Below are 20,907 nucleotides of genomic sequence, written 5' to 3' on the forward strand. Positions count from 1 at the left end.
TGTTTTTGCGGAGCCGCCTAGGCCTTGCATGGTTCTAGCTCGCTAGGTCTTGAAGGATTTGCCCCAAGGCGGAGCATTGGATTTAAGGAGTTTCACATGACTCAACACGTCGACAGTTACTACGCCGCCTCGCGCAACCCGCGGGTCGATTACCCAGCGCTCACGGATGTCGTCGAGACGGATGTGTGTGTCATCGGTGCCGGTTACACCGGTCTTTCCACCGCTCTGTTCCTGCTGGAAAACGGGTTTCGCGTCACCGTGCTGGAAGCCGCCAAGGTCGGCTTTGGCGCCTCGGGACGCAACGGCGGGCAGATCGTCAACAGCTACAGCCGCGACATCGACGTCATCGAAAAGCAGGTCGGCGCGCGTCAGGCCCAGTTGCTCGGCGAAATGGCATTCGAAGGCGGGCGCATCATCCGTGAGCGGGTCGCCAAGTACGGTATCCAGTGCGACCTGAAAGACGGTGGCGTGTTCGCCGCCATCACCGGCAAGCAGCTGGGCCACCTCGAAGCCCAGAAGAAGCTGTGGGAGCGCTACGGCCATACCCAGCTGGAACTGATGGACGAGCGCCGCATTCGCGAAGTGGTCGGCACCGATCGTTATGTCGGCGGCATGCTGGACATGAGCGGCGGTCATATCCATCCGCTCAACCTGGCCCTGGGTGAAGCCGCGGCGGTGGCATCCCTGGGCGGCGCGATCTACGAGCAGAGCCCGGCCACGCGCATCGACCGCGGCCCGCAGCCGGTGGTGCACACACTGAACGGGCAGGTGAAGGCCAAGTTCGTGGTGGTTGCCGGCAACGCTTACCTCGGTGGCCTGGTGCCCGAACTGGCTAGCAAGTCGATGCCCTGCGGCACCCAGGTGATCGCCACCGAGCCGCTGAGCGATGAGCTGGCCCACAGCCTGCTGCCCCAGGACTACTGCGTGGAAGACTGCAACTACCTGCTCGATTACTACCGCCTGACGGCCGACAAGCGCCTGATCTACGGCGGCGGTGTGGTCTACGGCGCCCGCGACCCGGCGGACATCGAAGCGATCATCCGGCCCAAGTTGCTCAAGACCTTCCCGCAGCTCAAGGACGTGAAGATCGATTACACCTGGACCGGCAACTTCCTGCTGACCCTGTCGCGCCTGCCCCAGGTCGGCCGTATCGGCGAGAACATCTACTACTCCCAGGGCTGCAGCGGCCACGGCGTGACCTACACGCACCTGGCCGGCAAGGTGCTGGCCGAGGCGCTGCGCGGCCAGGCCGAGCGTTTCGACGCCTTCGCCGGCCTGCCGCATTACCCGTTCCCGGGTGGGCAGCTGCTGCGCGTGCCGTTCACCGCCCTGGGTGCCGCCTATTACCAGCTGCGTGACCGCCTGGGTTTCTGATGCTGCGCCTGCCGGCGTGCGCCGTCGGCAGGCTTTTCCGGAGAGAACACCATGACCCGCATGCCCCTGATCGGCGTGACTGCCTGCCGGCAGCAACTCGGCAAATACGATTCGCACACGGTCGGCGACAAGTACGTCGAGGCGGCGGCCTACGCCGGCCTGCCGCTGGTGCTGCCGGCGCGCAGCACCCCGAGTGACCCGCAGCAGTTGCTCGAGCAACTCGACGGCATCTTGTTCACCGGCTCGCCGTCCAACGTCGAGCCGCGGCATTACCAGGGCACGCCGAGCCTGGAAGGTACCCAGCACGACCCGAACCGTGATGCCAACACCTTGCCGCTGCTGCGCCTGGCCATCGACAAGGGCGTGCCGGTGTTCTGCATCTGCCGCGGCTTCCAGGAGCTCAACGTGACCCTGGGCGGCACCCTGCACCAGCGTGTGCAGGAACTGCCGGGCTTTATGGATCACCGTGAGCCGCAGCGCGAATCGGTGGCCGAGCAGTACGCGCCACAGCATGCGGTCAGCGTGCAGCCGGGCGGGGTATTCGAGCGTATCGGCCTGCCGGCGCAGTTCCAGGTCAACTCGCTGCACAGCCAGGGCATCGACCGACTGGCCGAGCGCCTGCTCGTCGAAGCGCTGGCGCCCGATGGGCTGGTGGAAGCCGTATCGATTCCCGACTCAGCGGGCTTTCTGATCGGCGTGCAGTGGCACCCGGAGTGGCGCTTCGCCGAGAACCCCGAGTCGCTGAGGTTGTTCCAGGCGTTCCGTGATGCCTGCCAGGCCTACGCGCAAGCACGCGACGCCCGCTGAATCCGCCCTGAACCCGCTCGGGTTCGGGGTGCTCTGACCTGAACGGGTCGGGATCTCGCAATGGCTCTGGGGTCGTCGACCGAAGGCCACAGGCTGCCTCGCAGGATCCTCACCACGTTCGGAAACAATTCCAAGACAATGGCAGAGACTTATGAGTGATTACACAGATGCGTCGGCATCGCATGTACAGGCAACGCCTGTCGCTGGCGCCGCCGCCGTGGTGTCCGGCAAGGGCCTGGCCCAGGGCAAGGTCGGTTTGCTGGCCTGCGTGGTGCTGGGCATCTCCACCATCGCACCGGTCTATACCCTGACCGGTGCATTGGGCCCGACGGTGCGCGAGGTTGGCGTGTACCTGCCGGCGGTCTTTATCGTCGGCTTTCTGCCGATGCTACTGGTGGCCCTGGGTTACCGCGAGCTGAATGCCGCGGAGCCGGATAGCGGCACTTCGTTCACCTGGTCAGCACGGGCGTTCGGGCCAATGATCGGCTGGATCGGCGGCTGGGGACTGGTCACCGCCACCACCATCGTGCTGTCCAACCTGGCGGGTATCGCGGTGGACTTCTTCTACCTGTTTCTCGCCCAATTGACCGGGCTGGATTGGCTGGCCGACCTGACTCGTAACCTGCTGGTCAACATCGTCACCTGCTGCGCCTTTATCGCCATGGCGGTGTGGGTCTGCTGCCGGGGCATCGGCATGACCATGGGCCTGCAATACACCCTGGTAGCGCTGCAACTGGTTGTGCTGATCGGTTTCTCCATCGCCGCCTTCGCCGCTGCGCCGGACAGCTCGCCGGTGGTGTTCCACCCCGAGTGGTTCAACCCGTTCAATATCGATTCGTTCTCCGCGTTCGCGGCGGGCCTGTCGCTGTCGATCTTCATCTTCTGGGGTTGGGACGTGTGCCTGACCGTCAGTGAGGAGTCGGTGGGCAGCGAGAAGGTGCCGGGGCGCGCCGCGACCCTCACCGTGCTGCTGATTCTCGCCCTGTACCTGTTCACCGCGGCGGCCACCCTGCAGTTCGCCGGCACCGGCGACAGCGGCCTGGGCCTGGGCAATGCGCAGATCCAGGAAAACGTCTTCGCCCACCTGGCCGGCCCGGTGATGGGCCCGCTGGCGATCCTGATGTCCATCGCCGTGTTGGCCAGCACCGCGGCGTCGCTGCAATCGACCTTCATTTCGCCGGCGCGCACGCTGCTCGCCATGGGCTACTACCGGGCGGTGCCCAAGCGCTTCGCCAGCGTGCACCCGCATTCGCAGACACCGCGCTACGCCACCATCGCCGCCGGCATCGCCACCGCGGTGTTCTACGTGACCATGCGTACGCTGAGCGAGAACGTGCTGGCCGACACCATCACCGCCCTGGGTATGATGATCTGCTTCTACTATGCGCTGACCGCTTTCGCCTGCGTCTGGTATTTCCGCCACAGCCTGTTCGACAGCGCGCGGCACTTCTTCATGCGCGGCCTGTGCCCACTGGTAGGAGCGGTGATGCTGTCGATCATCTTTTGGCAGACCACCCTGGACAGCATGTCGCCGGATTTCGGCAGCGGCTCGCACGTCGGTGGTCTTGGACTGGTGTTCGTGATCGCCGTGGTGATCCTGCTGCTGGGCCTGGTGCTGATGTTCATCGCCCGCTGGCAGGCGCCGGCGTTCTTCAGGGGCAACACCCTGCAGAAGCAGATGAAGCCGGTAAAAGCAGAGCTGTAACGGCCAATCCGTAGCCCGGGTCGAGCGCAGCGACACCCGGGAGCCTCCTGGGTATCGCTGCGCTCAACGCCAGGCTAGCTGGTGTCAAAAACGACAAAGGGACGCCGAAGCGTCCCTTTGTCGTTTATGCCAGGCTGTTTATCAGGCGGCCTGGGTCTTTTCCTCGGCTTGTTTCACCGCACGGTTCAGGGCACTGAACAGGGCGCGGAAGCTCGCCGTGGTGATGTTTTCGTCGATACCGATACCGTGCAGAGGGCGCTGGCCGTCGAGACGAATCTCGATGTAGCAGGCGGCCTTGGCGTTGGCGCCGCCACCAATGGCGTGCTCATGGTAGTCCATCACCTCGACGGCGACCGGCAGGCTGGAGGCCAGGGCTTCCAGCGCGCCCTTGCCCGAACCGCTCCAGCGCTGTTCCTGGCCGTTGACCTGCACCTTGGCGTCGACGCGGCTTTCGCCGTTCTCCTCTTCCAGGCGATGGCCCTTCAGCTCATAGGGCGAGGTGGCCTGGAGGTATTCGCTGTCGAGCAACTTGTGGATCTGCGAGGCGGTCATCTCCAGGCCCAGGCGGTCGGTTTCCTTCTGCACCACCTGGCTGAACTCGATCTGCATGCGGCGCGGCAGGTTGATGCCGTATTCCTGCTCGAGCAGGAAGGTGATGCCGCCCTTGCCGGACTGGCTGTTGACGCGGATCACCGCCTCGTAGTCGCGGCCGATGTCGGCCGGGTCGATCGGCAGGTAGGGCACTTCCCACAGGCTGCCTTCCTGCTGCTGGGCGAAGCCCTTGCGGATGGCGTCCTGGTGGGAGCCGGAGAAGGCGGTATGCACCAGGTCGCCCACATACGGGTGGCGCGGGTGCACCGGAAGCTGGTTGCAGTCCTCGACCACCTTGCGCACCGCGTCGATGTCGGAGAAGTCCAGCTGCGGGTTGACGCCCTGGGTGTAGAGGTTCAGCGCCAGGGTCACCAGGCAGACGTTGCCGGTGCGCTCGCCGTTGCCGAACAGGCAGCCTTCGACGCGATCGGCGCCGGCCATTACCGCCAGCTCGGAGGCCGCCACGCCGGTGCCACGGTCGTTATGGGTGTGCACGCTGATCAGCACGCTGTCGCGCTTGTTCACGTGGCGGCCGAACCACTCGATCTGGTCGGCGTAGTTGTTTGGCGTGGCGCACTCGATGGTGGCCGGCAGATTGAGGATCAGCGGGTTGGCCGGGGTCGGCTGGAACACCTCGATCACCGCGTTGCACACCTCGACGGCGAAGTCGATCTCGGTGCTGCTGAACACTTCCGGCGAATACTCGAAGCCCCACTGGGTTTCCGGTGCGGCAGCGGCCAGGCGCTTGATGGTGCTGCCGGCCGCCACGGCGATGGCCTTGACGCCGGCCTTGTCCTGGTTGAAGACGATCTTGCGGAAGCTCGGTGCGCAGGCGTTGTAGTAGTGGACGATGGCCTTCTTGGCGCCCTTGAGGGACTCGAAGGTGCGCTCGATAAGGTCGTCACGGGCCTGGGTCAGCACCTGGATGGTCACGTCGTCCGGAATATGGCCACCTTCGATCAACTCACGCACGAAGTCGAAGTCGGTCTGCGAAGCGGACGGGAAGCCCACTTCGATTTCCTTCAGGCCGACCTGCACCAGGCACTTGAAGAAGCGCATTTTCTTCTCGGCGTCCATCGGCTCGATCAGCGACTGGTTGCCGTCACGCAGATCGGTGGACAGCCAGATCGGCGCCTTGTCGATGATCTTGTCTGGCCAGGTGCGATCCGGAATCTGAATCCGGGTGAACGGGCGGTACTTCTGCGACGGGTCTTTGAGCATGCTCATGAATCAATCCTGAAGGCGAGGGCCAGCGTGGGCCGTGCTGAATAACAAGAGAAAACGAAAGACGAGAAGGGGGCCGGCAGACCCTAGCGCAGTCGCTGAGCGACCAGGCAAAGATTGGCGTGTTGCCGAAGGAGGATGAGGGTCTTGGAGATAGTCATGGCCTCAACCCTAACCACTGGGGGTAAAGCTGGCAAGCCTGTCTTTGAAATTGGTGAAAACCACCAAGGCTGGAGCTTTGGTGGTTTATTATTGCTGGTTAATAGGTTTTTTAGCCTGGAAGTTGCGCGGTGCTGTCGGCTCGCGCCACCGCGTGCAGATTGGGGCGCAACTCGCGCATGTCCGCGCCGCTCGGGTGCTGGAACACTCGCAGACCGAATTCCGGCAGGATCGCCAGCAGATGATCGAAGATGTCCGACTGGTAACCCTCGTACGGCACCCAGGCCACGGTATTGGTAAAGCAGTACAGCTCCAGCGGCAGGCCGTCGGCCGTCGGCTGCAGCTGGCGTACGATCTGGGTCATGTTCTGGTTGATGCCCGGGTGCTGGCGCAGGTAATGCTCGACGTAGGCGCGGAAGGTACCGAGGTTGGTGACCCGGCGGGTATTGGCCGGTTCCTGGGCGGCATCGGCCAGTTCGGCGTTCCAGCTCAGCAGCTCGCTCTGCTTGTTGCTCAGGTACTGGCCGAGCAGCAGGAAGCGTTGCAGGCGGGCGATCTCATCCGGGCTCAGAAAGCGCACGCTGGTCTGGTCCAGGTAGATCGCCCGCTTGATGCGGCGGCCGCCGGATTCCTGCATGCCGCGATAATTCTTGAACGGGTCGCTGATCAGGCGTTTGGTAGGAATGGTGGTGATGGTCTTGTCCCAGTTCTGCACCTTGACGGTATGCAGGGCGATATCGATGACATCACCGTCGGCATTGAGCTGTGGCATCTCGATCCAGTCACCGACGCGCACGATATCGCTGGACGAGATCTGCACGCTGGCCACCAGCGACAGTAGGGTGTCCTGGAAAATCAGCATCAGCACCGCGGCCATGGCACCGAGGCCGGAAAGCAGGATCAACGGCGAGCGATCGATCAGCGTGGCGATCATCAGGATCGTGGCGATGGCGTAGATGACGATGGTCACCACCTGGATGTAGCCCTTGATGGGTTTCAGGTGCGCATTCGGGCGACGCTGGTAGAAGGCGTTGACCAGGTTCAGCACGCCGCCGATGGCCAGAGCAATGGTGAGGATGATGAAGGCGCTGCAGACATTCTCCACCACCGTGACTACGGCCGCCGGCAAGTGCGGAATCACCTTGATGCCGCTGGCCAGGATCAGCGCCGGCACGATGTTGGCCAGGCGGCGCACCACGTGAGAGTCGGCCAATGCCTTGTCCTGACCCATGGCGGTGGAGCGCAGCGCTCGGTACAGGCCGCGCACCAGGATGCGCTTGACGATCCAGTTGGCCAGCCAGGCACCGGCGAGCAGCAGGCACAGGCTGATCAGGGTATGCAGTTCGGGGTATTGCTGCAGCCACGCGAGTGTGGCCTGGTAGTGTTCTTTCATCGCATCTCTCGCTGGTTCATGACCGCCATCGTCGCCGCGCCGGGCGATGGGGCGCGTACCTTAGCAAACCCAGGTTGCTGGCGGACATCTGCGCATCTCTGGTAACCATTGCTCGGTTGATGCGCAGGTTTCCAGCAGTGCTCGGTAACGGCCGCCAATGCACGATGCCGATCACCGCCTCACTTGGCGTAAGCGTACTCGCCGCCTTTTTCCAGCGCGCGCCGGTAGGCGGGGCGGGCGTGGATGCGTTCGAGAAAGGCGCTCAGGCGCGGGCGGCTGGCGTCCAGGCCGGCGCGAGCGGCGGCAGCTTCGAGCGGAAAGCTGATCTGGATATCGGCGGCGCTGAACTGTTCACCGGCGAACCAGGTGCTCTTGCCCAGCTCGCTTTCCAGGTAGTCCAGGTGCAGCTTGAGTTGCGGGGTGACGAAGCTGTTCTTGACCTTTCGGGCGATGCCCCGGGCGACGGGTTTGATGAAGAATGGCATCGGGCTGCTTTCCAGCTTGTCGAACACCAGCTTGAGCAGCAGCGGCGGCATGGCCGAGCCCTCGGCGTAGTGCAGCCAGTAATTGCAGCGCAGGCGCTCGGGGCTATCGGCAGGGGGCAGCAGGTGCGGGCCGTAGCGGTTGGCGAGGTAGTCGATGATGGCGCCTGACTCGGCCAGCGTAAGGTCGCCGTCGGTGACCACCGGTGACTTGCCCAGCGGGTGCACGGCGCGCAGCTCCGGCGGCGCGAGCATGGTCTTGGGGTCACGCTCGTAGCGCTTGATCTGGTACTCGACGCCCAGCTCTTCGAGCAGCCAGAGGATGCGCTGCGAGCGCGAGTTGTTCAGGTGATGGACGGTGATCATCAAAGCCCCCAGAGGTAGGTTGAGCAGTCGTCCTGTACAGCGTTGATTCAGGTCGATGCGCGGGTAACCCTCAGCTTATACGCGATCCGCGCCGAGCCGCTAAGGCTTGAAGGCACCGATGAAGATCGCCGGGTCGACCCGCGCATCGTTGAGGCTGACGTTCCAGTGCAGGTGCGGGCCGGTCGCGCGGCCGGTGGCGCCGACCTTGCCGAGCACGCCGCCGCGGGGCAGCTCGTCGCCGACCTTCACACCGATCTCCGAGAGGTGGCAGAACATGCTGATCAGCCCCTGGCCGTGGTCGACGAACACCGTCTTGCCATTGAAGAAGTAGTCGCCGACCAGGATCACCGTGCCGGCCGCCGGCACCTTGATCGGCGTGCCGCGGTTGGCGGCGAAGTCCAGGCCGGAATGCGGGTTGCGCTCTTCGCCGTTGAAGAAGCGGCGCAGGCCGAAGGGGCTCGACAGCGGCCCGTTGACCGGCTTGTCGAACAGCAGGTTGCTTGGCTGGCGTGGGCTGAATTGCTGGTAGGCGCGGGTCTGCTCGGCCAGCTCCTTTTCGATGCGCGCAAGGTTCTTGGCGTTGGGGTTGACCTGCTGCTGGTTCTTGATGGTGATGCGCTGCTCGACGTATTTCTTGCTGCCCACCTGAAAACTCAGGCGTTGGCCGGCGGATTCGAGCTGCTGGGTGCCGGGCTTCACGCTCAATGGAATGCCGACGATGGCGATCCAGCGCTGCCCGTCCTCTTTGACCACCAGCACCGGTTTGCCTTGATAGGTCGCGCTTGGCGCACTGGCTGAGGCACCCAGGTCGACCACTGCCACACCACCGGGCACCGGCTTGTTCAGCAGGCGGCTGATAAAGCCTTCGGCGTGGGCGGGCAGGGCGACACAGAGAATGACTAGCAACAGCAGGGAGCGCATGGGTTTTCCTTATCGGTATCAGTCGAGCAACGACAACGTGACGGGCGCGAGGTGGTTGTCTTCGACGCGTACCTCAAGTTCGCCCTCACCCAGGCGCGCCGTGAGGCGTTGCCCGGGCTGGGTGGCGGCCGCGCTGCGAATCGCCCGGCCACGCTCGTCGAGCAGAATGCTGTAGCCACGGCCCAGGGTCGCCAGCGGGCTGACCACGTGCAGCGTCTGCATCTGACTTTGCAACGCCAGACGGCGTGCCTTGAGGCCTTCCTTCATCACCCGTGGCAGGCGTTCGGCCAGGCTGTCGAGGCGCTGGCGCAGCAACTTGAGATGACGCCCCGGGTGTTGACCGGCCAGACGGGCTTCGAGTTGCGCCACTTTATGGCTGCGCCCATTGAGCTGCTGCGCGAAGGCGCGGCGCAGGCGCATGTCCAGATCATCGAGGCGCTGGGCCTGCTGGCGCAGCCGTTCGCCGGGATGGCGCATGCGTCGGGTCAGGCCGTCGAGGCGCATGCGCTCGCGGGCCAGGCGGCCGTTCATCGCCAGGGTCAGGCGCCGTTGCAGCACGCTGACGCGCTGGGTCAGGTCGTTGCTGTGCGGCGCCAACAGTTCGGCGGCGGCCGACGGCGTGGGCGCACGCACGTCGGCGACGAAATCGCTGATCGACACATCGGTCTCATGGCCCACCGCGCTGACGATGGGCGTCACGCAGGCGGCCACGGCGCGGGCCACGGCCTCTTCATTGAAGCACCAGAGGTCTTCCAGGGAGCCGCCGCCGCGGGCCAGGATCAAGGCATCGAAGCCCTGGGCATCGGCCAGCTTCAGCGCGCGAACGATCTGCGCCGTGGCCTCGCGGCCCTGTACGGCGGTGGGAATCAGGCTCAGCTCGACCTGCGGCGCGCGGCGGCGGAACACGCTGATGATGTCGCGGATCACCGCACCGGTCGGTGAGCTGACGATGCCGATGCGCCGTGGGTGGGCGGGCAGGGCGCGTTTGCTTTCGGCGGCGAACAGCCCTTCGGCGCCGAGCTTCTCCTTCAACGCTTCGAAGGCCAGGCGCAGGGCGCCATCGCCGGCGGGCTCGACCGCGTCGAGAATCAGCTGGTAATCGCCACGGCCCTCGAACAGCGAGACCTTGCCGCGCACCTTGACCGCCAGGCCGTCGCGCAGCGCCTGGCGCACCCGTGCGGCGTTCTGCCGGAACAGCGCGCAGCGTACCTGGGCCTGGCTGTCCTTGAGGGTGAAGTAGATATGCCCGGAGGCCGGGCGCGCCAGGTTGGAAATCTCGCCCTCGACCCAGATGCCGCCGAAGACATCTTCGAGCAGCAGGCGCGCGCGGTTGTTGAGCTGGCTGACGCTGAGCACCTCGCGGTCGAGGTTCAGGCGTTGGAACGGGTCTTTGATCATGGCCGGCATGATAAGCCGCCCCGCGTGCGACGCGAAACCGCATGTCAGCAAATGGTGTAGGCGCCGTGGCGACTCGGCAGCCTGGACGGCGCTGAGTTATCATGGGCATGCAAATGATAATCCTCTGCATGAATAGTCCTGCGCCGCCGCCATGAACCTACCTTCTTCGCTTGCCACCCCGCGTGTGCTGGTTGTCGATGACCATCGCAAGATTCGCGAGCCGCTGGCCGTCTACCTGCGCAAGCATGGGTTCGACGTGCGCACTGCGGAAAGCGCCGAGGGCATGTGGCAACTGCTCGACAGCCAGCCGTTCGACGTGGTGGTGCTGGACGTGATGCTGCCCGATGGCGACGGTTTCGAGTTGTGCAGCCGCCTGCACAGGCGCAATGGCATGCCGGTGATTTTGCTCACAGCTCGCGACACCGCCAGCGATCGTATTCGTGGCCTGGATCTGGGCGCGGACGATTACCTGACCAAGCCTTTCGAGCCGCGCGAGCTGGTGGCTCGCCTCAACAGCGTGCTGCGCAGGCGCGGCTCGGTGCTGGCGCAGCCGCCGCGGGTCGAGCCCGCCGCGCAGGTGCGTCATTACCGCTTTGCCGGCCTGGCATTCGCCAGTGGCAGCGCCAGCCTCTGTGACAGCGGCGGACAGGCCATACGCCTGAGTACCGCGGAGGGGCGCTTGCTGCAGGTGTTTCTCGAACACCCCAATCAGCTGTTGAGCCGCGCGCAATTGATCGACCTGACCGCCCGGGCGGACAGCGATGTGTTCGACCGCACCGTCGATCGTCAGGTCAGCCGCCTGCGGCGCAAGCTGATCGACCGTTCCGGGCGCGATGACTTGTTGCGTACGGTATGGGGTGGCGGCTACATGCTGGTGGCGGACGTGATGCCCGCATGAGGGTATTGGCGCGGCTGTGGCCGCAGCGGCTGGTCCATCAGCTGGCGGTGTTGCTGCTCATCGCGTTGCTCGCGTCGCACGCCATTGCCGTGCTGCTGCTGCAGCGCACCGGCGCGCTGGTGCATCCACTGTCACGTGCTCAGGTGCTGGAGCGGTTGAGCACCGCCTATCACGGTGCCACGCAGCTGAGCGCGGTCGATGCCGGGCGATTGCTGGCGGCCATGGGCGGCGCCGACGCGCGCTTCTGGGTGGCCAGTGGTGCGGATGTGCAGCCGTTTTCGATGCATGCCGAAGAACGGCGCCTGACCGACCAGTTGGCCGGGGAGCTGCGGCTGCCGGCGAGCGCGATCCATATGCAGCTCGAGCGGGTCGGTGGTGGCCCGGCCCGTGAGGATGTGCTGAGCCCGGCAGGCTGGGAGCCGCTGCGGTTGCGCAGCAGTATCGCGCTGCCCGGCGGGCAGTATCTGAATGCCTTGCAGCACCCCTCCGGCGCCTATGAGTGGAGCCGCCTGCTGGCCTATGCGCTGCCGGTCAGCATCGTGCCGATTCTGCTGATCCTGTTGTTCTTCATGGGCCGAGTGGTGCGGCCCTTCGCTGCCCTGGCGGCGGCTACCGAGTGCATCAGCAGGGGCGAGTGGGTCGCGCCGCTGCCGCAAGCGGGACCGCGCGAGGCGCAGGAGCTGGGTCAGGCGTTCAACCGCATGCAGGAGCGTGTCGCCCGCCATGTGGAAGGGCGCACGCAAATGCTCGCGGCACTCAGCCATGACCTCAACACGCCGCTCACCGAGCTGCGCCTGCAGCTCGAACTGCTCGATGACGGTCCGCTGCGTGAGGACCTGCTGGAAAGCCTCGACGAGCTGCGCGCCATGGTCGCCGAGACGCTGGATTTCATCCGCGACGATGCGGTGCAGGAGCCGACGGTGCGGCTGTCCCTGAACCGGCTGCTGGAAGACCTGGCGCAGCGTTATCGCACCCTCGATCAGCCGGTCGTCTGGCGGCTCGGTGATGAGCTGTTCTGCCGCTGCAGACCGTTGGCCCTCAAGCGGGCGTTGACCAACCTGATCGACAACGCGCTGCTGCATGGCGGCGATGCGCAGGTCACCCTGCAGCGCCATGCGTCCGGCGAGCTGTGTCTGGAAATTCTCGACCACGGCCCGGGCATCGACCCAGGGAAGCTGGCGCAGGTGTTCGAGCCGTTCGTGCAGTTGAGTGGTGAGCGGCGTGGCAAAGGCCTGGGCCTCGGGCTGGCCATCGCTCGCGCCTGCGTGCAGGCCCATGGTGGTGAGCTGAGCCTGGAAAACCGCCCGCCTGCCGGCCTGTGCGCGGTGGTGCGCTTACCGGCGCAGGGTTGAGCTGGCTCAGCCCCCGTTCTCGGCCTTGAGAAAATCCACGAAGGCGCGCAGCGGCGAGGGCACGTGGCGGCGGTCGTTGTAGTACAGGTACGGGCCGTCGAACGCTTGCCACCAGTCTTCCAGAACGGGCAGCAGCGCGCCCTGTTCGAACAGCGGGCCTAGGTATTCCTCGAATGTGTAGATGATGCCAACACCGGCCACGGCGGCGCCCACTTCCAGATCCTGCGAAGACGACAACAGCGGCCCCTGGGGCGGCACGCGGACGATCTCGCCGTCCTTTTCCAGCTCCCAGACGCCCAGCTTGCCGCTCTCGAAACGGTGGCCAATCAGGCGATGTTCGAGGAGGTCGCGTGGGTGCTGGGGTGTGCCGTAGCGTTCCAGGTAAGCCGGTGCTGCGCCGGCCACGAAGCGCTGCCGGCGTGGCCCGATGGGCACGGCGATCATGTCCTTGGCCAGGCTTTCCTCGTAGCGCACGCCGGCATCGAAGCCGGTGGCGACCACGTCGATAAAGGTGTTGTCCATGGCCACTTCCACGCTCACGCCGGGGTAGCGCTCGAGAAAGGCGGGGATCAGGCGCGGCAGCACGAAGCGGGCGATGGGCACCGGTACGTTGAGGCGCAGGGTGCCGACTGGCTGTTTCGCCTCGTCGTCGAGATCGCTGAAGGCTGCGCCAATTTCATCGAGAGCCGGGCGGAGTCGCTCCAGTAGCCGCGTGCCTACTTCGGTGGGGTACACGCTGCGGGTCGTGCGGTTGAGCAGGCGCACGCCGAGATCGCTTTCCAGGCGGCGCACGCAATCGCTGATCGACGAAGCCGGCATGCCGCGCTTCTGCGCCGCCACCCGGAAACCACCGGCTTCGACCACGGCAGCGAACAGGGCGACGTCCGTCAGGTTGGGCTGGCGCATGGCGATGACTCTCGAACGGGATGTCCTGATCGTACGACTGAGCGTACACAGCGTCCAGTTTTATACGGCTTATCGTGGCCCGAGACCCGTTGAACAATGGTTCACGTCGACGGGCCGCGCTGTTGCGAGCCGTCGGACTACCCACCGACGAGAGGACCGAGCAATGACAACCACCATCGCATCAACCGACATCCAGGCCAGGCCCGGCGCCACCTGGCGCAAGTGGCTGGCGACCCTCAGCCTGACCCTGGGCTTCGCCCTCGAGGCGGGCACGGCTTCCGCCGAGCAAAGCGCACCCAAGCCGGACTGGAGCCTGGCCGACATGCCGTCGCAGAGCGGGCGCATTTTCCTGGTCACCGGCGGCACCAGCGGCATGGGCTTCGAGGATGCCAAGGCGCTGGCCGCCGCTGGCGCCGAAGTGGTGATCGCCGCCCGTAATCCGCAGCGCGGCAGGGAGGCGATGGCGCGCATCAAGGAGGAAATCCGCGGCGCCCAGGTGCATTTCGAGGAAGTCGACCTGGCCGACCTGGCTTCGGTGAAAGCCCTCGGCGAGCGCCTCAATGCCAAGCTGCCGCGCCTCGATGGGCTGATCAACAATGCCGCGGTCATGGCGCCGCCTGAGCGCAGAACCTCGGCCGATGGCCATGAGCTGCAGCTGGCCACCAACTACCTGGGGCACTTCGCCCTGACCGGCCATGTGTTGCCGCTGCTGCGCAAGAGCAGCGCGCCACGGGTGGTCACCCTGTCGAGCATCGCGGTGTTGCGCGGCAACATCGACTTCGATGACCTGCAGTCCGAGCGGGCCTACAACCCTTACGCCTCCTATGCTCAGTCCAAGCTGGCGACCCTGATGTTCGCCTTCGAGCTGCAACGGCGCAGTGAGCAGCAGGGCTGGGGCATCCAGAGCATCGCCGCGCATCCCGGTGTTGCCGTAACCGAACTGATCGCCCGCGGGCCGGGGCTGGACAGCGATTTCGGCCGCAACTGGGCCAAGGATCGCGACGAATACCACTCCGCCGCCCAGGGTGCGCTGCCGACGCTGTATGCCGCCACCGCGGGCCAGGCTCAGGGTGGTGCTTATTACGGGCCGACCGGCGAGGACGAAAAACGCGGGCCGCTGGGCCTGGCTACAGTGCCGGCAGTTGCTCAGGATGCCGAGGCCGCCGCTCGCCTGTGGACGATCGCCGAGCAACTGACCGGCGTCACCTACCGCTGACAAACCGCCAGGAGCGCCCATCATGTTTCCCACTGTTCTGGTGCGGCGCCTTGGCGCCGCCATCAACGCCGAGCGCCACGAGCTGGGGCCGGCACTGGCCGGGTTCGCGCTGTTCTTCTGTCTGTTCTCCGGCTATTTCATGCTGCGGCCCATCCGCGAGTCGATGGGCATCATGGCCGGGGTCGAGAACCTGCAATGGCTGTTCACCGCCACCTTCGTGGTGATGCTCGTGGCCGTGCCGCTGTTCGCCTGGCTCAGCTCGCGGGTGCCGCGCATCCATTTCGTCGACTGGGTGTACGGCTTCTTCTGCCTGAACCTGCTGGCCTTCGCCGTGCTGTTTCAGGTGAACGAGGAGAACGTCTGGCTGGCTCGGGTGTTCTACGTGTGGATCTCGGTCTACAACCTGTTCGTGGTGTCGGTGGCCTGGAGCCTGATGGCCGACGTGTTCGACAGCCAGCAGGCCAAGCGGCTGTTCGCGTTCATCGCCGCCGGTGCCAGTGTCGGCGGCCTGGTCGGGCCGGCCATGAGCGCGTTGCTGGTCGGTGTTGTCGGCGAAAGCGGCCTGGTGCTGCTGGCTGGCGTATTGCTGGGCATCGCCCTGGCCCTCAAGGCGCCGCTGATGCGTTGGCGAGAAGTCGGCGGCGCTGGCCGGCCTGGTGCCGTGAGGGCCGAGAGTTCGCGCAAACCGGTGGCCGGCAACCCGTTCAGCGGCCTGACGCGGGTGCTGCAATCGCCTTATCTGTTGGCCATCGCCGCATTCGTGGTGCTGCTCGCCACGGTGACCACATTCCTGTATTTCGAGCAGGCGCGCCTGGTGGCCGAGCGCTTCCCGGATCGTGATGCGCAGATTCGCGTGTTCGGCATCATCGACGTGATCGTGCAGGCCGGCGCCTTGCTATCGCAGCTGTTCATCACCGGGCGCTTGGCCCAGAAGATGGGTGTGCGGGTGCTGCTGGCCATGGTGCCGCTGCTGGTCTGCCTGGGCTTTATCGGCCTCGCCCTGGCGCCGACCTTCGCCATGCTGGCGGCGTTGATGATCGTGCGACGCATCGGCGAATACGCCTTCGTGCGCCCCGGCCGGGAAATGCTCTTCGCGCCGCTGGATGCGGAGAGCAAATACAAGGCGAAGAACTTTATCGACACCGTGGTCTACCGCGCTGGTGACGCGCTCAGCGGCTGGGTGAAGAGCTTTCTGGATCTGCTCGGCCAGGGGGCCGTGCTGGTGGCAGTGGTTGGCGCGCTGTGCGCCTTGGTCTGGGGAACGCTTGGCTGGTACCTGGGCAGACGGGCAGATGAGATGAGCAGGCAGGACGCACCGGAGGCGAAAGCGGTCATGGGTCAGGGTCGATTGCCGAGCTGAAGCGGATCGCCGCCCGGCCTACTCATCTCGAAAGTTACAAAGCGGTGGCAGCGGTTCGGCAATACCCTGTGGGAGCGGGCGGGGACGCCCAGTCCACGCCCGCGATTCGCGCGCATGGCGCGCTCCCACAACATGCTGGCTCCCCCTTGTGATCGTTCCCACGGTCAGGTCATCAGAAGTCCAGCGATGCACCGAGCCAATAGGTGCGGCCGTAATTGACCGTGCCGTCGTCCTCGTCATTCAAGCGCTTGTTGCCCAGGTTGTAGATGGCCGAGTTGAGCGTCAGCGACTCGGTCAGCTTGTACGAACCGCCGATATCGGCAGTGGTGTAAGCGCGGGACGATTGGCCGGTCAGCGTGGCGCCATACTCTTCGCCGTTGTAATGGGTTGCGGCCCAGGCCAGGGTGCGGTCACTGATGTCCCAGTCGGCGCGCAGGCTCGCCTTGCGCTTGGGCGTCAGCGACAGGGGCCGGCCCTGGTCGACGCCGCTCTTCTGCTCGGAATCCAGGTAGGTGAAGTTACCCTTGATCGCGACATTGCTCAGCGCCTGCCAGTTGGCGCTCAACTCCAGGCCGCGAATCACCGCCTTGTCGACGTTGACCCGCTCCATCACGGTCAGGCCCTGCCACTGCTCGCTGGTGGTGACGGTGGAGAGCTTGTCCTTGAAGTCGTTGTAGAACAGCGTGGCGCCAGCCGACAGGTCGTCACGGTTCGACCACATCGCGCTCAACTCGTAGTTGGTGCTGCTCTCGGGTTTGAGGTTCGAGTTGCCGAATTGCACGAAGCGGTTGCGGCGCACCACGGCGTAGTCGTCGATTACCGCGCGCAGTTCCGGCGCCTTGAAACCGCGGGCCACGCCGCCTTTCAGCGTCCACTCGTTATTCAGGTGCCAGACGCCATAGACACGTGGGTTTACGTGGCTACCGTACTGCTCATGGTGGTCCAGGCGCACGCCGGTGGTCAGGGCGAAATCGTCGGTGATCGACCATTCATCTTCGGCGAACAGGGCTTTCTGCACTACCGAGTATTGCTCGTTCTCGCGCTCGCGAGCGGTGCCACGGTTAGCCTGGTTCCAGTCGGTCAAGGTGGCTTCGTTCCACTGCACGCCGGCAGTGGTGACGTGGTAGTCGGTCGGGATAACCAGCTTGCCGTCCAGCACACGGTTGCGAATCTCCGGCTTGCGCCCGAATACATCGGCCTGGGCCGGTGTGGCCTTGCCTTCGCGGCTGGTGGTTTCCTCGGCGAACGACAGCGTCGAATCGGCCCAGCCCCAACGGCCTTCGTGGGTCAGCGACCAGTGATCGCGGTTGTTCTTCTGCTCCCGGGTCGACCAGTTGGCACTCAGGCCATCGCCATTCTTCAGGCGCGAGGCACCCGCTTCGAGCAGGAAATCGTGGTTCTCGCTCGGTGTCAGGGCCAGGCGCGCGGTCAGGCTCTTGTTGTCGGACTTGGCGAAACCTTCGTTGGTTTCGACATCGTCATCGGCCTGGCGGTCGAGGTAGTTGCCCCACACCTGCAGGCCCAGCACTTCGTTGACCAGCGGGCCATTGAGATAGAACTGGGTGTTGCGGGCATTGCCCTGATCGCTGTTCGGGCGCGCCGAATAATCGTAGGAAACGTTGCCGCCCCACTCGGGAGACACCTTGCGGGTGATGATGTTGATCACCCCACCGATGGCATCCGATCCGTACAACGACGACATCGGCCCGCGCACCACCTCGATACGTTCGATGGCTGCAGCCGGCGGCACGAAGCTCTGCTCGTAACCGCGGTTGCCATTGACCCGCGAATCGCGCCCGCTCTGGCGTTTACCGTCGACCAGAATCAGCGTGTAGTCACCCGGCATGCCGCGGATCTGGATGTCGGTTTCGTTGGCACCGCCGTTGACCACCACACCTTCCACATCACGCACGGCATCGGCCAGGTTCTGCACCGAGCGTTTGCGCAGGTCGTCGCCGCTGATCACGGTAACCGACGCCGGTGCGTCTTCGAGGTTCTGGGCAAAGCCGGAGGCGGTCACCACCATGTCGTCCAGTTCAAGGGGCTCGGCCTGGGCAAGAGTGCTGCCAGTGGCCAGACAGAGCGTCGCCAGGCGAATCAGCGTGCCGACAGGGCGGCGAGGGAAGGGCGTGTGCATGGAATAGTCCTTACGAATCGTTTGCAGGCGCGAATCGTATGCATCCATGAGCGTAAAGGTTGGACAAAGTAAGACAGCGTGGCCGCTTGGCGAGGGAACTCGCGGCAGCACAGAGAGCCGCTCTACCGGGTTGTCGACTGTTTACCCGTCAGCTTTGCCAATCAGGCAAGTACCGCCAGGTTCATACGCGCTCGTGCCTCATAGCGTCCGTAGAAATGGGGCGTGCTGTAAATGCTTGAGCGGGCCAGGAATGAGCTGAGCACCGCTTTGCGCTTCATGACGTAGATGGCTTCAGGCACCCAGCTGTATTCAGCCCGCATCTGTCCGTCGTATTCGGCAAAGCGCTTGGGCGCAGCACCGAGAATCGACAGGTCGATATCGACCAGCAGACGCTCGTCACTATCCACAGGCGCTGCATCGTGCCTGGTGGCCATGATCAGTTGCTCGACGCGGTTCTGCGTAGGTCGCGATGCGTTGCCGGCCTGCAGGGCACGCACAGCCCAGTCGGCACTCTGCCGCTCATTTGCCGTACCGCGAACGTCATAGACGGCATCGTGAAACCACAAGGCAATTTCGACTTCTTCTGGATGCTCGGCCAACTCATGAACCTGCTCGAAGTGCACCAGGCATTCCCGCAAATGCTGCAGGGAGTGGTAATGGCGCTGAGGCTCCCCATAGGCAGCCATCAGCGCCTCGAACAGGTTGGCATCAGGCTGCAGGCCGAGGCCTGACCAGGCGCGAGCCCAGGATTTTTCGAAAATGCTCATCGGATGAATTACCGCTATGTCGCTGCCTGGGGGGATCTCCATTCACCGCGGCGATGTTAGACCGTCAACGGTCACGTCAGCAGTGCGCTGGACAAGCTTCGTGTTGTCCCCCCGGCTTGCTGATTTCACGTTATAGATTTCCAATTCGACTCCTATCTAGTCTGGGCATGTAACGCTAAGCTCAGCTGCAGTTTGTAAGTTGGTTTTTTTGGAATACTTTTGCTTAGCAAAACCAAAAAAAGCGACTTAAAAACTGTCGAGCGCACGAAGTGCGCGCTGCTGGAGCGCCATGTTAGCTATTTTTTAAATCAGCGTTTACGTACCGCCAGCGTGGTGAGTTATACCAATTTCCTGGGTCAATTTCCCTAATTGGTTTTAACCAATGAACCCCATCTGCCAGCGCATCCTCTTGAAGGCTATATTTGTCATTAGTAAGGTCAGATGCAAACTGCTTTACCAATTCTTCAACTGAAGGATTGAGCTTTAGCGCAACCCCCATTTCATAATCAACCAGAATAACTTGACCGTAACTGCCTATATCTGAAGGATCAAGATCAACGCATAATAAAGATGTTCCCGAGCCGTCTCCAATTGGTATGCGTTTAGGACTAAGCGTATAGTTTCTTTTAATTTCAGGATCTGCATACCTAAGAGGCTCTATGTTGTTACTGGCTTTTGTTTTTTTCTTGAGCTTTAATGATTTCGTCAAGCCCCAGGAATGGAAAGCCATAAAAAAGATTAGCAAGCTTCGAATTGTCAAAGCCATTTTTATAACGATACATTTTTTTGAAGTCATTTGGCAGAACAGAACCAACTACTGATTCCAATTTTTCTATTTTGGATTCTTCTGCACCCCCCTGAAAAGCCTCTAATATTAAGGGCGCTTTTTCCTTTAAAATGATTTCAATATGGGTAAGTATGAGTTTTCCTAATTAGCTAGCGATTAAACTAAGGGGCAGGCTTTAGCCCGTCCCGAGTGAGTGAAGCGAACGATTTGAGCTACTAGTTAGAGAGCATGTTAGGAGTTCCATGGGATTTGCTTTAGCTCCCATGCACTTTCGTATCTTGCCCGCTCTCTAATTGCATTAGGTTCGCTTGGGGCCACCTCGTTGGAGTAGTTGGAGCACCAAGTGTAGCGTTCTCTTGACCAAGTCACGATTATCTCTGCTTCGTTCCAGTATAAATTGGACAGCAGTGTTTCGAACTCCTCCAGCCACTCGTTATCTACGCAGTAAAACTCCTTGTATCCCGCAGAGAAATGAATGTGACTTCCGTAATAAGAGTGCGATCTGCTCTGTGGCACATGGGAGAAAAGGCTTTTAATTAGATAAGCACCGGTCGCTGGCAAAGCTTGAAGCCGCCAAATATTATGAGCATCCTGAGATTCTGTCGTGATCCCCGAAATGAAACCGTAGACGCTGACTGACATGATGTTCTCTAACGTTTGGTTAAGGGGCGGGCTTTAGCCCATCCCAGAGAGCGAAGCGAACGATTTGAACCATTAGTTAGGCATCATGGCTAACTGATTGTAAGAGCCTAGCTTGAAAATTTGTTGCCAGCATTCGATCTACTGCGCTCAGAGATTCTATTGCTTGTTGAGGATCAAATGTGTGTCCTTGCAGGATGGCGTCAGCTTGATTATGGAGAGCATATGCCAAATGGGCTGCAGCTTTTACCGCCGGATCATGAGTGTCGTCGCTACCTAAATGATGGGCGAGCAATTGCCGGATTTCGTAAACGGCGAAAGCCAACAATTGGTTTTGCGTAACGTCCATGCAAATGTATCTCCATGGTGCCTAACGTTTGGTTAAGGGGCGGGCTTTAGCCCGTCCCAGTGAGCGAAGCGAACGA

18 protein-coding genes are annotated in these 20,907 nt (G+C 63.1%); 7 read left to right on the top strand and 11 right to left on the bottom strand.

All coding sequences use genetic code 11. The features are described from left to right. Window positions 1-96 precede the first annotated feature (96 nt). The 3 genes from BM154_RS10930 to BM154_RS10940 all read left to right on the top strand — a co-directional run bounded on the left by BM154_RS10930 (window position 97) and on the right by BM154_RS10940 (window position 3,886). A complete protein-coding gene (locus BM154_RS10930; RefSeq protein ID WP_074883215.1) occupies window positions 97-1,374 on the top strand; it encodes an NAD(P)/FAD-dependent oxidoreductase in 1,278 nt (425 codons plus the stop codon). A 51-nt stretch (window positions 1,375-1,425) separates the two neighbouring features. Then, window positions 1,426-2,181 (top strand): gamma-glutamyl-gamma-aminobutyrate hydrolase family protein, encoded by a 756-nt coding sequence (locus BM154_RS10935; protein WP_074883218.1) that lies wholly within the window; start codon window positions 1,426-1,428, stop codon window positions 2,179-2,181. A gap of 151 nt (window positions 2,182-2,332) precedes the next feature. Beyond that, window positions 2,333-3,886 carry an APC family permease gene (locus BM154_RS10940; RefSeq protein WP_074883222.1) on the top strand — a complete coding sequence of 518 codons (1,554 nt, stop codon included), beginning with the start codon at window positions 2,333-2,335 and terminating at the stop codon, window positions 3,884-3,886. 141 nt (window positions 3,887-4,027) lie between these two features. Here the strand turns inward: BM154_RS10940 and leuA are convergent, their stop codons facing one another. The 5 genes from leuA to xseA form a co-directional block, all read right to left on the bottom strand. Further along, window positions 4,028-5,704 carry a 2-isopropylmalate synthase gene (leuA, locus tag BM154_RS10945; RefSeq protein ID WP_074883225.1) on the bottom strand — a complete coding sequence of 559 codons (1,677 nt, stop codon included), beginning with the start codon at window positions 5,702-5,704 and terminating at the stop codon, window positions 4,028-4,030. A 268-nt stretch (window positions 5,705-5,972) separates the two neighbouring features. Beyond that, the gene (locus tag BM154_RS10950; RefSeq protein WP_074883227.1) at window positions 5,973-7,253 is read right to left on the bottom strand and encodes a mechanosensitive ion channel family protein; all 1,281 of its coding nucleotides are present in this window, start codon (window positions 7,251-7,253) and stop codon (window positions 5,973-5,975) included. Between the two features lie 179 nt (window positions 7,254-7,432). Continuing rightward, window positions 7,433-8,101, bottom strand: coding sequence for a glutathione S-transferase family protein (locus BM154_RS10955; RefSeq protein WP_074883230.1), 669 nt, complete (start codon window positions 8,099-8,101; stop codon window positions 7,433-7,435). Between the two features lie 99 nt (window positions 8,102-8,200). After that, entirely contained in the window at window positions 8,201-9,022 is an 822-nt protein-coding gene (locus tag BM154_RS10960) for a M23 family metallopeptidase (RefSeq protein WP_074883233.1), read from the bottom strand. An 18-nt stretch (window positions 9,023-9,040) separates the two neighbouring features. Next, window positions 9,041-10,420 (bottom strand): exodeoxyribonuclease VII large subunit, encoded by a 1,380-nt coding sequence (gene xseA, locus BM154_RS10965; RefSeq protein ID WP_074885285.1) that lies wholly within the window; start codon window positions 10,418-10,420, stop codon window positions 9,041-9,043. Between the two features lie 151 nt (window positions 10,421-10,571). Here xseA and BM154_RS10970 point away from each other — a divergent pair, with 151 nt between their 5' ends. Together BM154_RS10970 and BM154_RS10975 are read left to right on the top strand one after the other, a co-directional pair. Continuing rightward, window positions 10,572-11,318 carry a response regulator transcription factor gene (locus tag BM154_RS10970; RefSeq protein WP_074883236.1) on the top strand — a complete coding sequence of 249 codons (747 nt, stop codon included), beginning with the start codon at window positions 10,572-10,574 and terminating at the stop codon, window positions 11,316-11,318. Window positions 11,319-11,347: 29 nt separating this feature from the next. Beyond that, window positions 11,348-12,670 carry an ATP-binding protein gene (locus tag BM154_RS10975; protein ID WP_139225455.1) on the top strand — a complete coding sequence of 441 codons (1,323 nt, stop codon included), beginning with the start codon at window positions 11,348-11,350 and terminating at the stop codon, window positions 12,668-12,670. A 6-nt stretch (window positions 12,671-12,676) separates the two neighbouring features. On the opposite strand, the gene BM154_RS10980 is transcribed toward BM154_RS10975, so the two are convergent. Continuing rightward, window positions 12,677-13,576: a LysR family transcriptional regulator gene (locus BM154_RS10980; RefSeq protein ID WP_074883242.1), complete on the bottom strand. Its 900-nt coding sequence runs from the start codon at window positions 13,574-13,576 to the stop codon at window positions 12,677-12,679. 163 nt (window positions 13,577-13,739) lie between these two features. Here BM154_RS10980 and BM154_RS10985 point away from each other — a divergent pair, with 163 nt between their 5' ends. Both BM154_RS10985 and BM154_RS10990 read left to right on the top strand, forming a co-directional pair. Continuing rightward, complete coding sequence (locus BM154_RS10985) at window positions 13,740-14,792, top strand: SDR family oxidoreductase (protein ID WP_139225433.1); 1,053 nt, start codon at window positions 13,740-13,742, stop codon at window positions 14,790-14,792. Between the two features lie 22 nt (window positions 14,793-14,814). Next, on the top strand, window positions 14,815-16,152 hold the full coding sequence (locus BM154_RS10990; RefSeq protein ID WP_074883245.1) for an NTP/NDP exchange transporter: 1,338 nt from the start codon (window positions 14,815-14,817) through the stop codon (window positions 16,150-16,152). A gap of 172 nt (window positions 16,153-16,324) precedes the next feature. Here BM154_RS10990 and BM154_RS10995 read toward each other — a convergent pair whose 3' ends face one another. The 5 genes from BM154_RS10995 to BM154_RS11010 all read right to left on the bottom strand — a co-directional run bounded on the left by BM154_RS10995 (window position 16,325) and on the right by BM154_RS11010 (window position 20,831). Then, window positions 16,325-18,289, bottom strand: coding sequence for a TonB-dependent receptor domain-containing protein (locus BM154_RS10995; RefSeq protein ID WP_074883247.1), 1,965 nt, complete (start codon window positions 18,287-18,289; stop codon window positions 16,325-16,327). Window positions 18,290-18,450: 161 nt separating this feature from the next. Further along, window positions 18,451-19,056: an HD domain-containing protein gene (locus BM154_RS11000; RefSeq protein WP_074883250.1), complete on the bottom strand. Its 606-nt coding sequence runs from the start codon at window positions 19,054-19,056 to the stop codon at window positions 18,451-18,453. A 292-nt stretch (window positions 19,057-19,348) separates the two neighbouring features. Then, window positions 19,349-19,786: an SMI1/KNR4 family protein gene (locus tag BM154_RS23845; protein ID WP_167364677.1), complete on the bottom strand. Its 438-nt coding sequence runs from the start codon at window positions 19,784-19,786 to the stop codon at window positions 19,349-19,351. Continuing rightward, window positions 19,722-19,883 (bottom strand): SMI1/KNR4 family protein, encoded by a 162-nt coding sequence (locus tag BM154_RS24650; RefSeq protein ID WP_167364678.1) that lies wholly within the window; start codon window positions 19,881-19,883, stop codon window positions 19,722-19,724. The genes BM154_RS23845 and BM154_RS24650 overlap by 65 nt, the downstream gene beginning before the upstream one ends. 678 nt (window positions 19,884-20,561) lie before the next feature. After that, complete coding sequence (locus tag BM154_RS11010; RefSeq protein WP_074883253.1) at window positions 20,562-20,831, bottom strand: hypothetical protein; 270 nt, start codon at window positions 20,829-20,831, stop codon at window positions 20,562-20,564. Between the last annotated feature and the right edge of the window lie 76 nt (window positions 20,832-20,907).

Source organism: Phytopseudomonas argentinensis (assembly GCF_900113905.1).
Classification (GTDB): domain Bacteria; phylum Pseudomonadota; class Gammaproteobacteria; order Pseudomonadales; family Pseudomonadaceae; genus Aquipseudomonas; species Aquipseudomonas argentinensis.

Excerpts from the sequence above, each read along its gene's own strand:
- BM154_RS10930 (WP_074883215.1), top strand. The coding sequence starts at position 97 with ATGACTCAACACGTCGACAGTTACTACGCCGCCTCGCGCAACCCGCGG.
- BM154_RS10935 (WP_074883218.1), top strand. The coding sequence starts at position 1,426 with ATGACCCGCATGCCCCTGATCGGCGTGACTGCCTGCCGGCAGCAACTC.
- BM154_RS10940 (WP_074883222.1), top strand. The coding sequence starts at position 2,333 with ATGAGTGATTACACAGATGCGTCGGCATCGCATGTACAGGCAACGCCT.
- leuA (WP_074883225.1), bottom strand. The coding sequence starts at position 5,704 with ATGAGCATGCTCAAAGACCCGTCGCAGAAGTACCGCCCGTTCACCCGG.
- BM154_RS10950 (WP_074883227.1), bottom strand. The coding sequence starts at position 7,253 with ATGAAAGAACACTACCAGGCCACACTCGCGTGGCTGCAGCAATACCCC.
- BM154_RS10955 (WP_074883230.1), bottom strand. The coding sequence starts at position 8,101 with ATGATCACCGTCCATCACCTGAACAACTCGCGCTCGCAGCGCATCCTC.
- BM154_RS10960 (WP_074883233.1), bottom strand. The coding sequence starts at position 9,022 with ATGCGCTCCCTGCTGTTGCTAGTCATTCTCTGTGTCGCCCTGCCCGCC.
- xseA (WP_074885285.1), bottom strand. The coding sequence starts at position 10,420 with ATGATCAAAGACCCGTTCCAACGCCTGAACCTCGACCGCGAGGTGCTC.
- BM154_RS10970 (WP_074883236.1), top strand. The coding sequence starts at position 10,572 with ATGAACCTACCTTCTTCGCTTGCCACCCCGCGTGTGCTGGTTGTCGAT.
- BM154_RS10980 (WP_074883242.1), bottom strand. The coding sequence starts at position 13,576 with ATGCGCCAGCCCAACCTGACGGACGTCGCCCTGTTCGCTGCCGTGGTC.
- BM154_RS10985 (WP_139225433.1), top strand. The coding sequence starts at position 13,740 with ATGACAACCACCATCGCATCAACCGACATCCAGGCCAGGCCCGGCGCC.
- BM154_RS10990 (WP_074883245.1), top strand. The coding sequence starts at position 14,815 with ATGTTTCCCACTGTTCTGGTGCGGCGCCTTGGCGCCGCCATCAACGCC.
- BM154_RS10995 (WP_074883247.1), bottom strand. The coding sequence starts at position 18,289 with ATGCACACGCCCTTCCCTCGCCGCCCTGTCGGCACGCTGATTCGCCTG.
- BM154_RS11000 (WP_074883250.1), bottom strand. The coding sequence starts at position 19,056 with ATGAGCATTTTCGAAAAATCCTGGGCTCGCGCCTGGTCAGGCCTCGGC.
- BM154_RS23845 (WP_167364677.1), bottom strand. The coding sequence starts at position 19,786 with ATGGCTTTCCATTCCTGGGGCTTGACGAAATCATTAAAGCTCAAGAAA.
- BM154_RS11010 (WP_074883253.1), bottom strand. The coding sequence starts at position 20,831 with ATGGACGTTACGCAAAACCAATTGTTGGCTTTCGCCGTTTACGAAATC.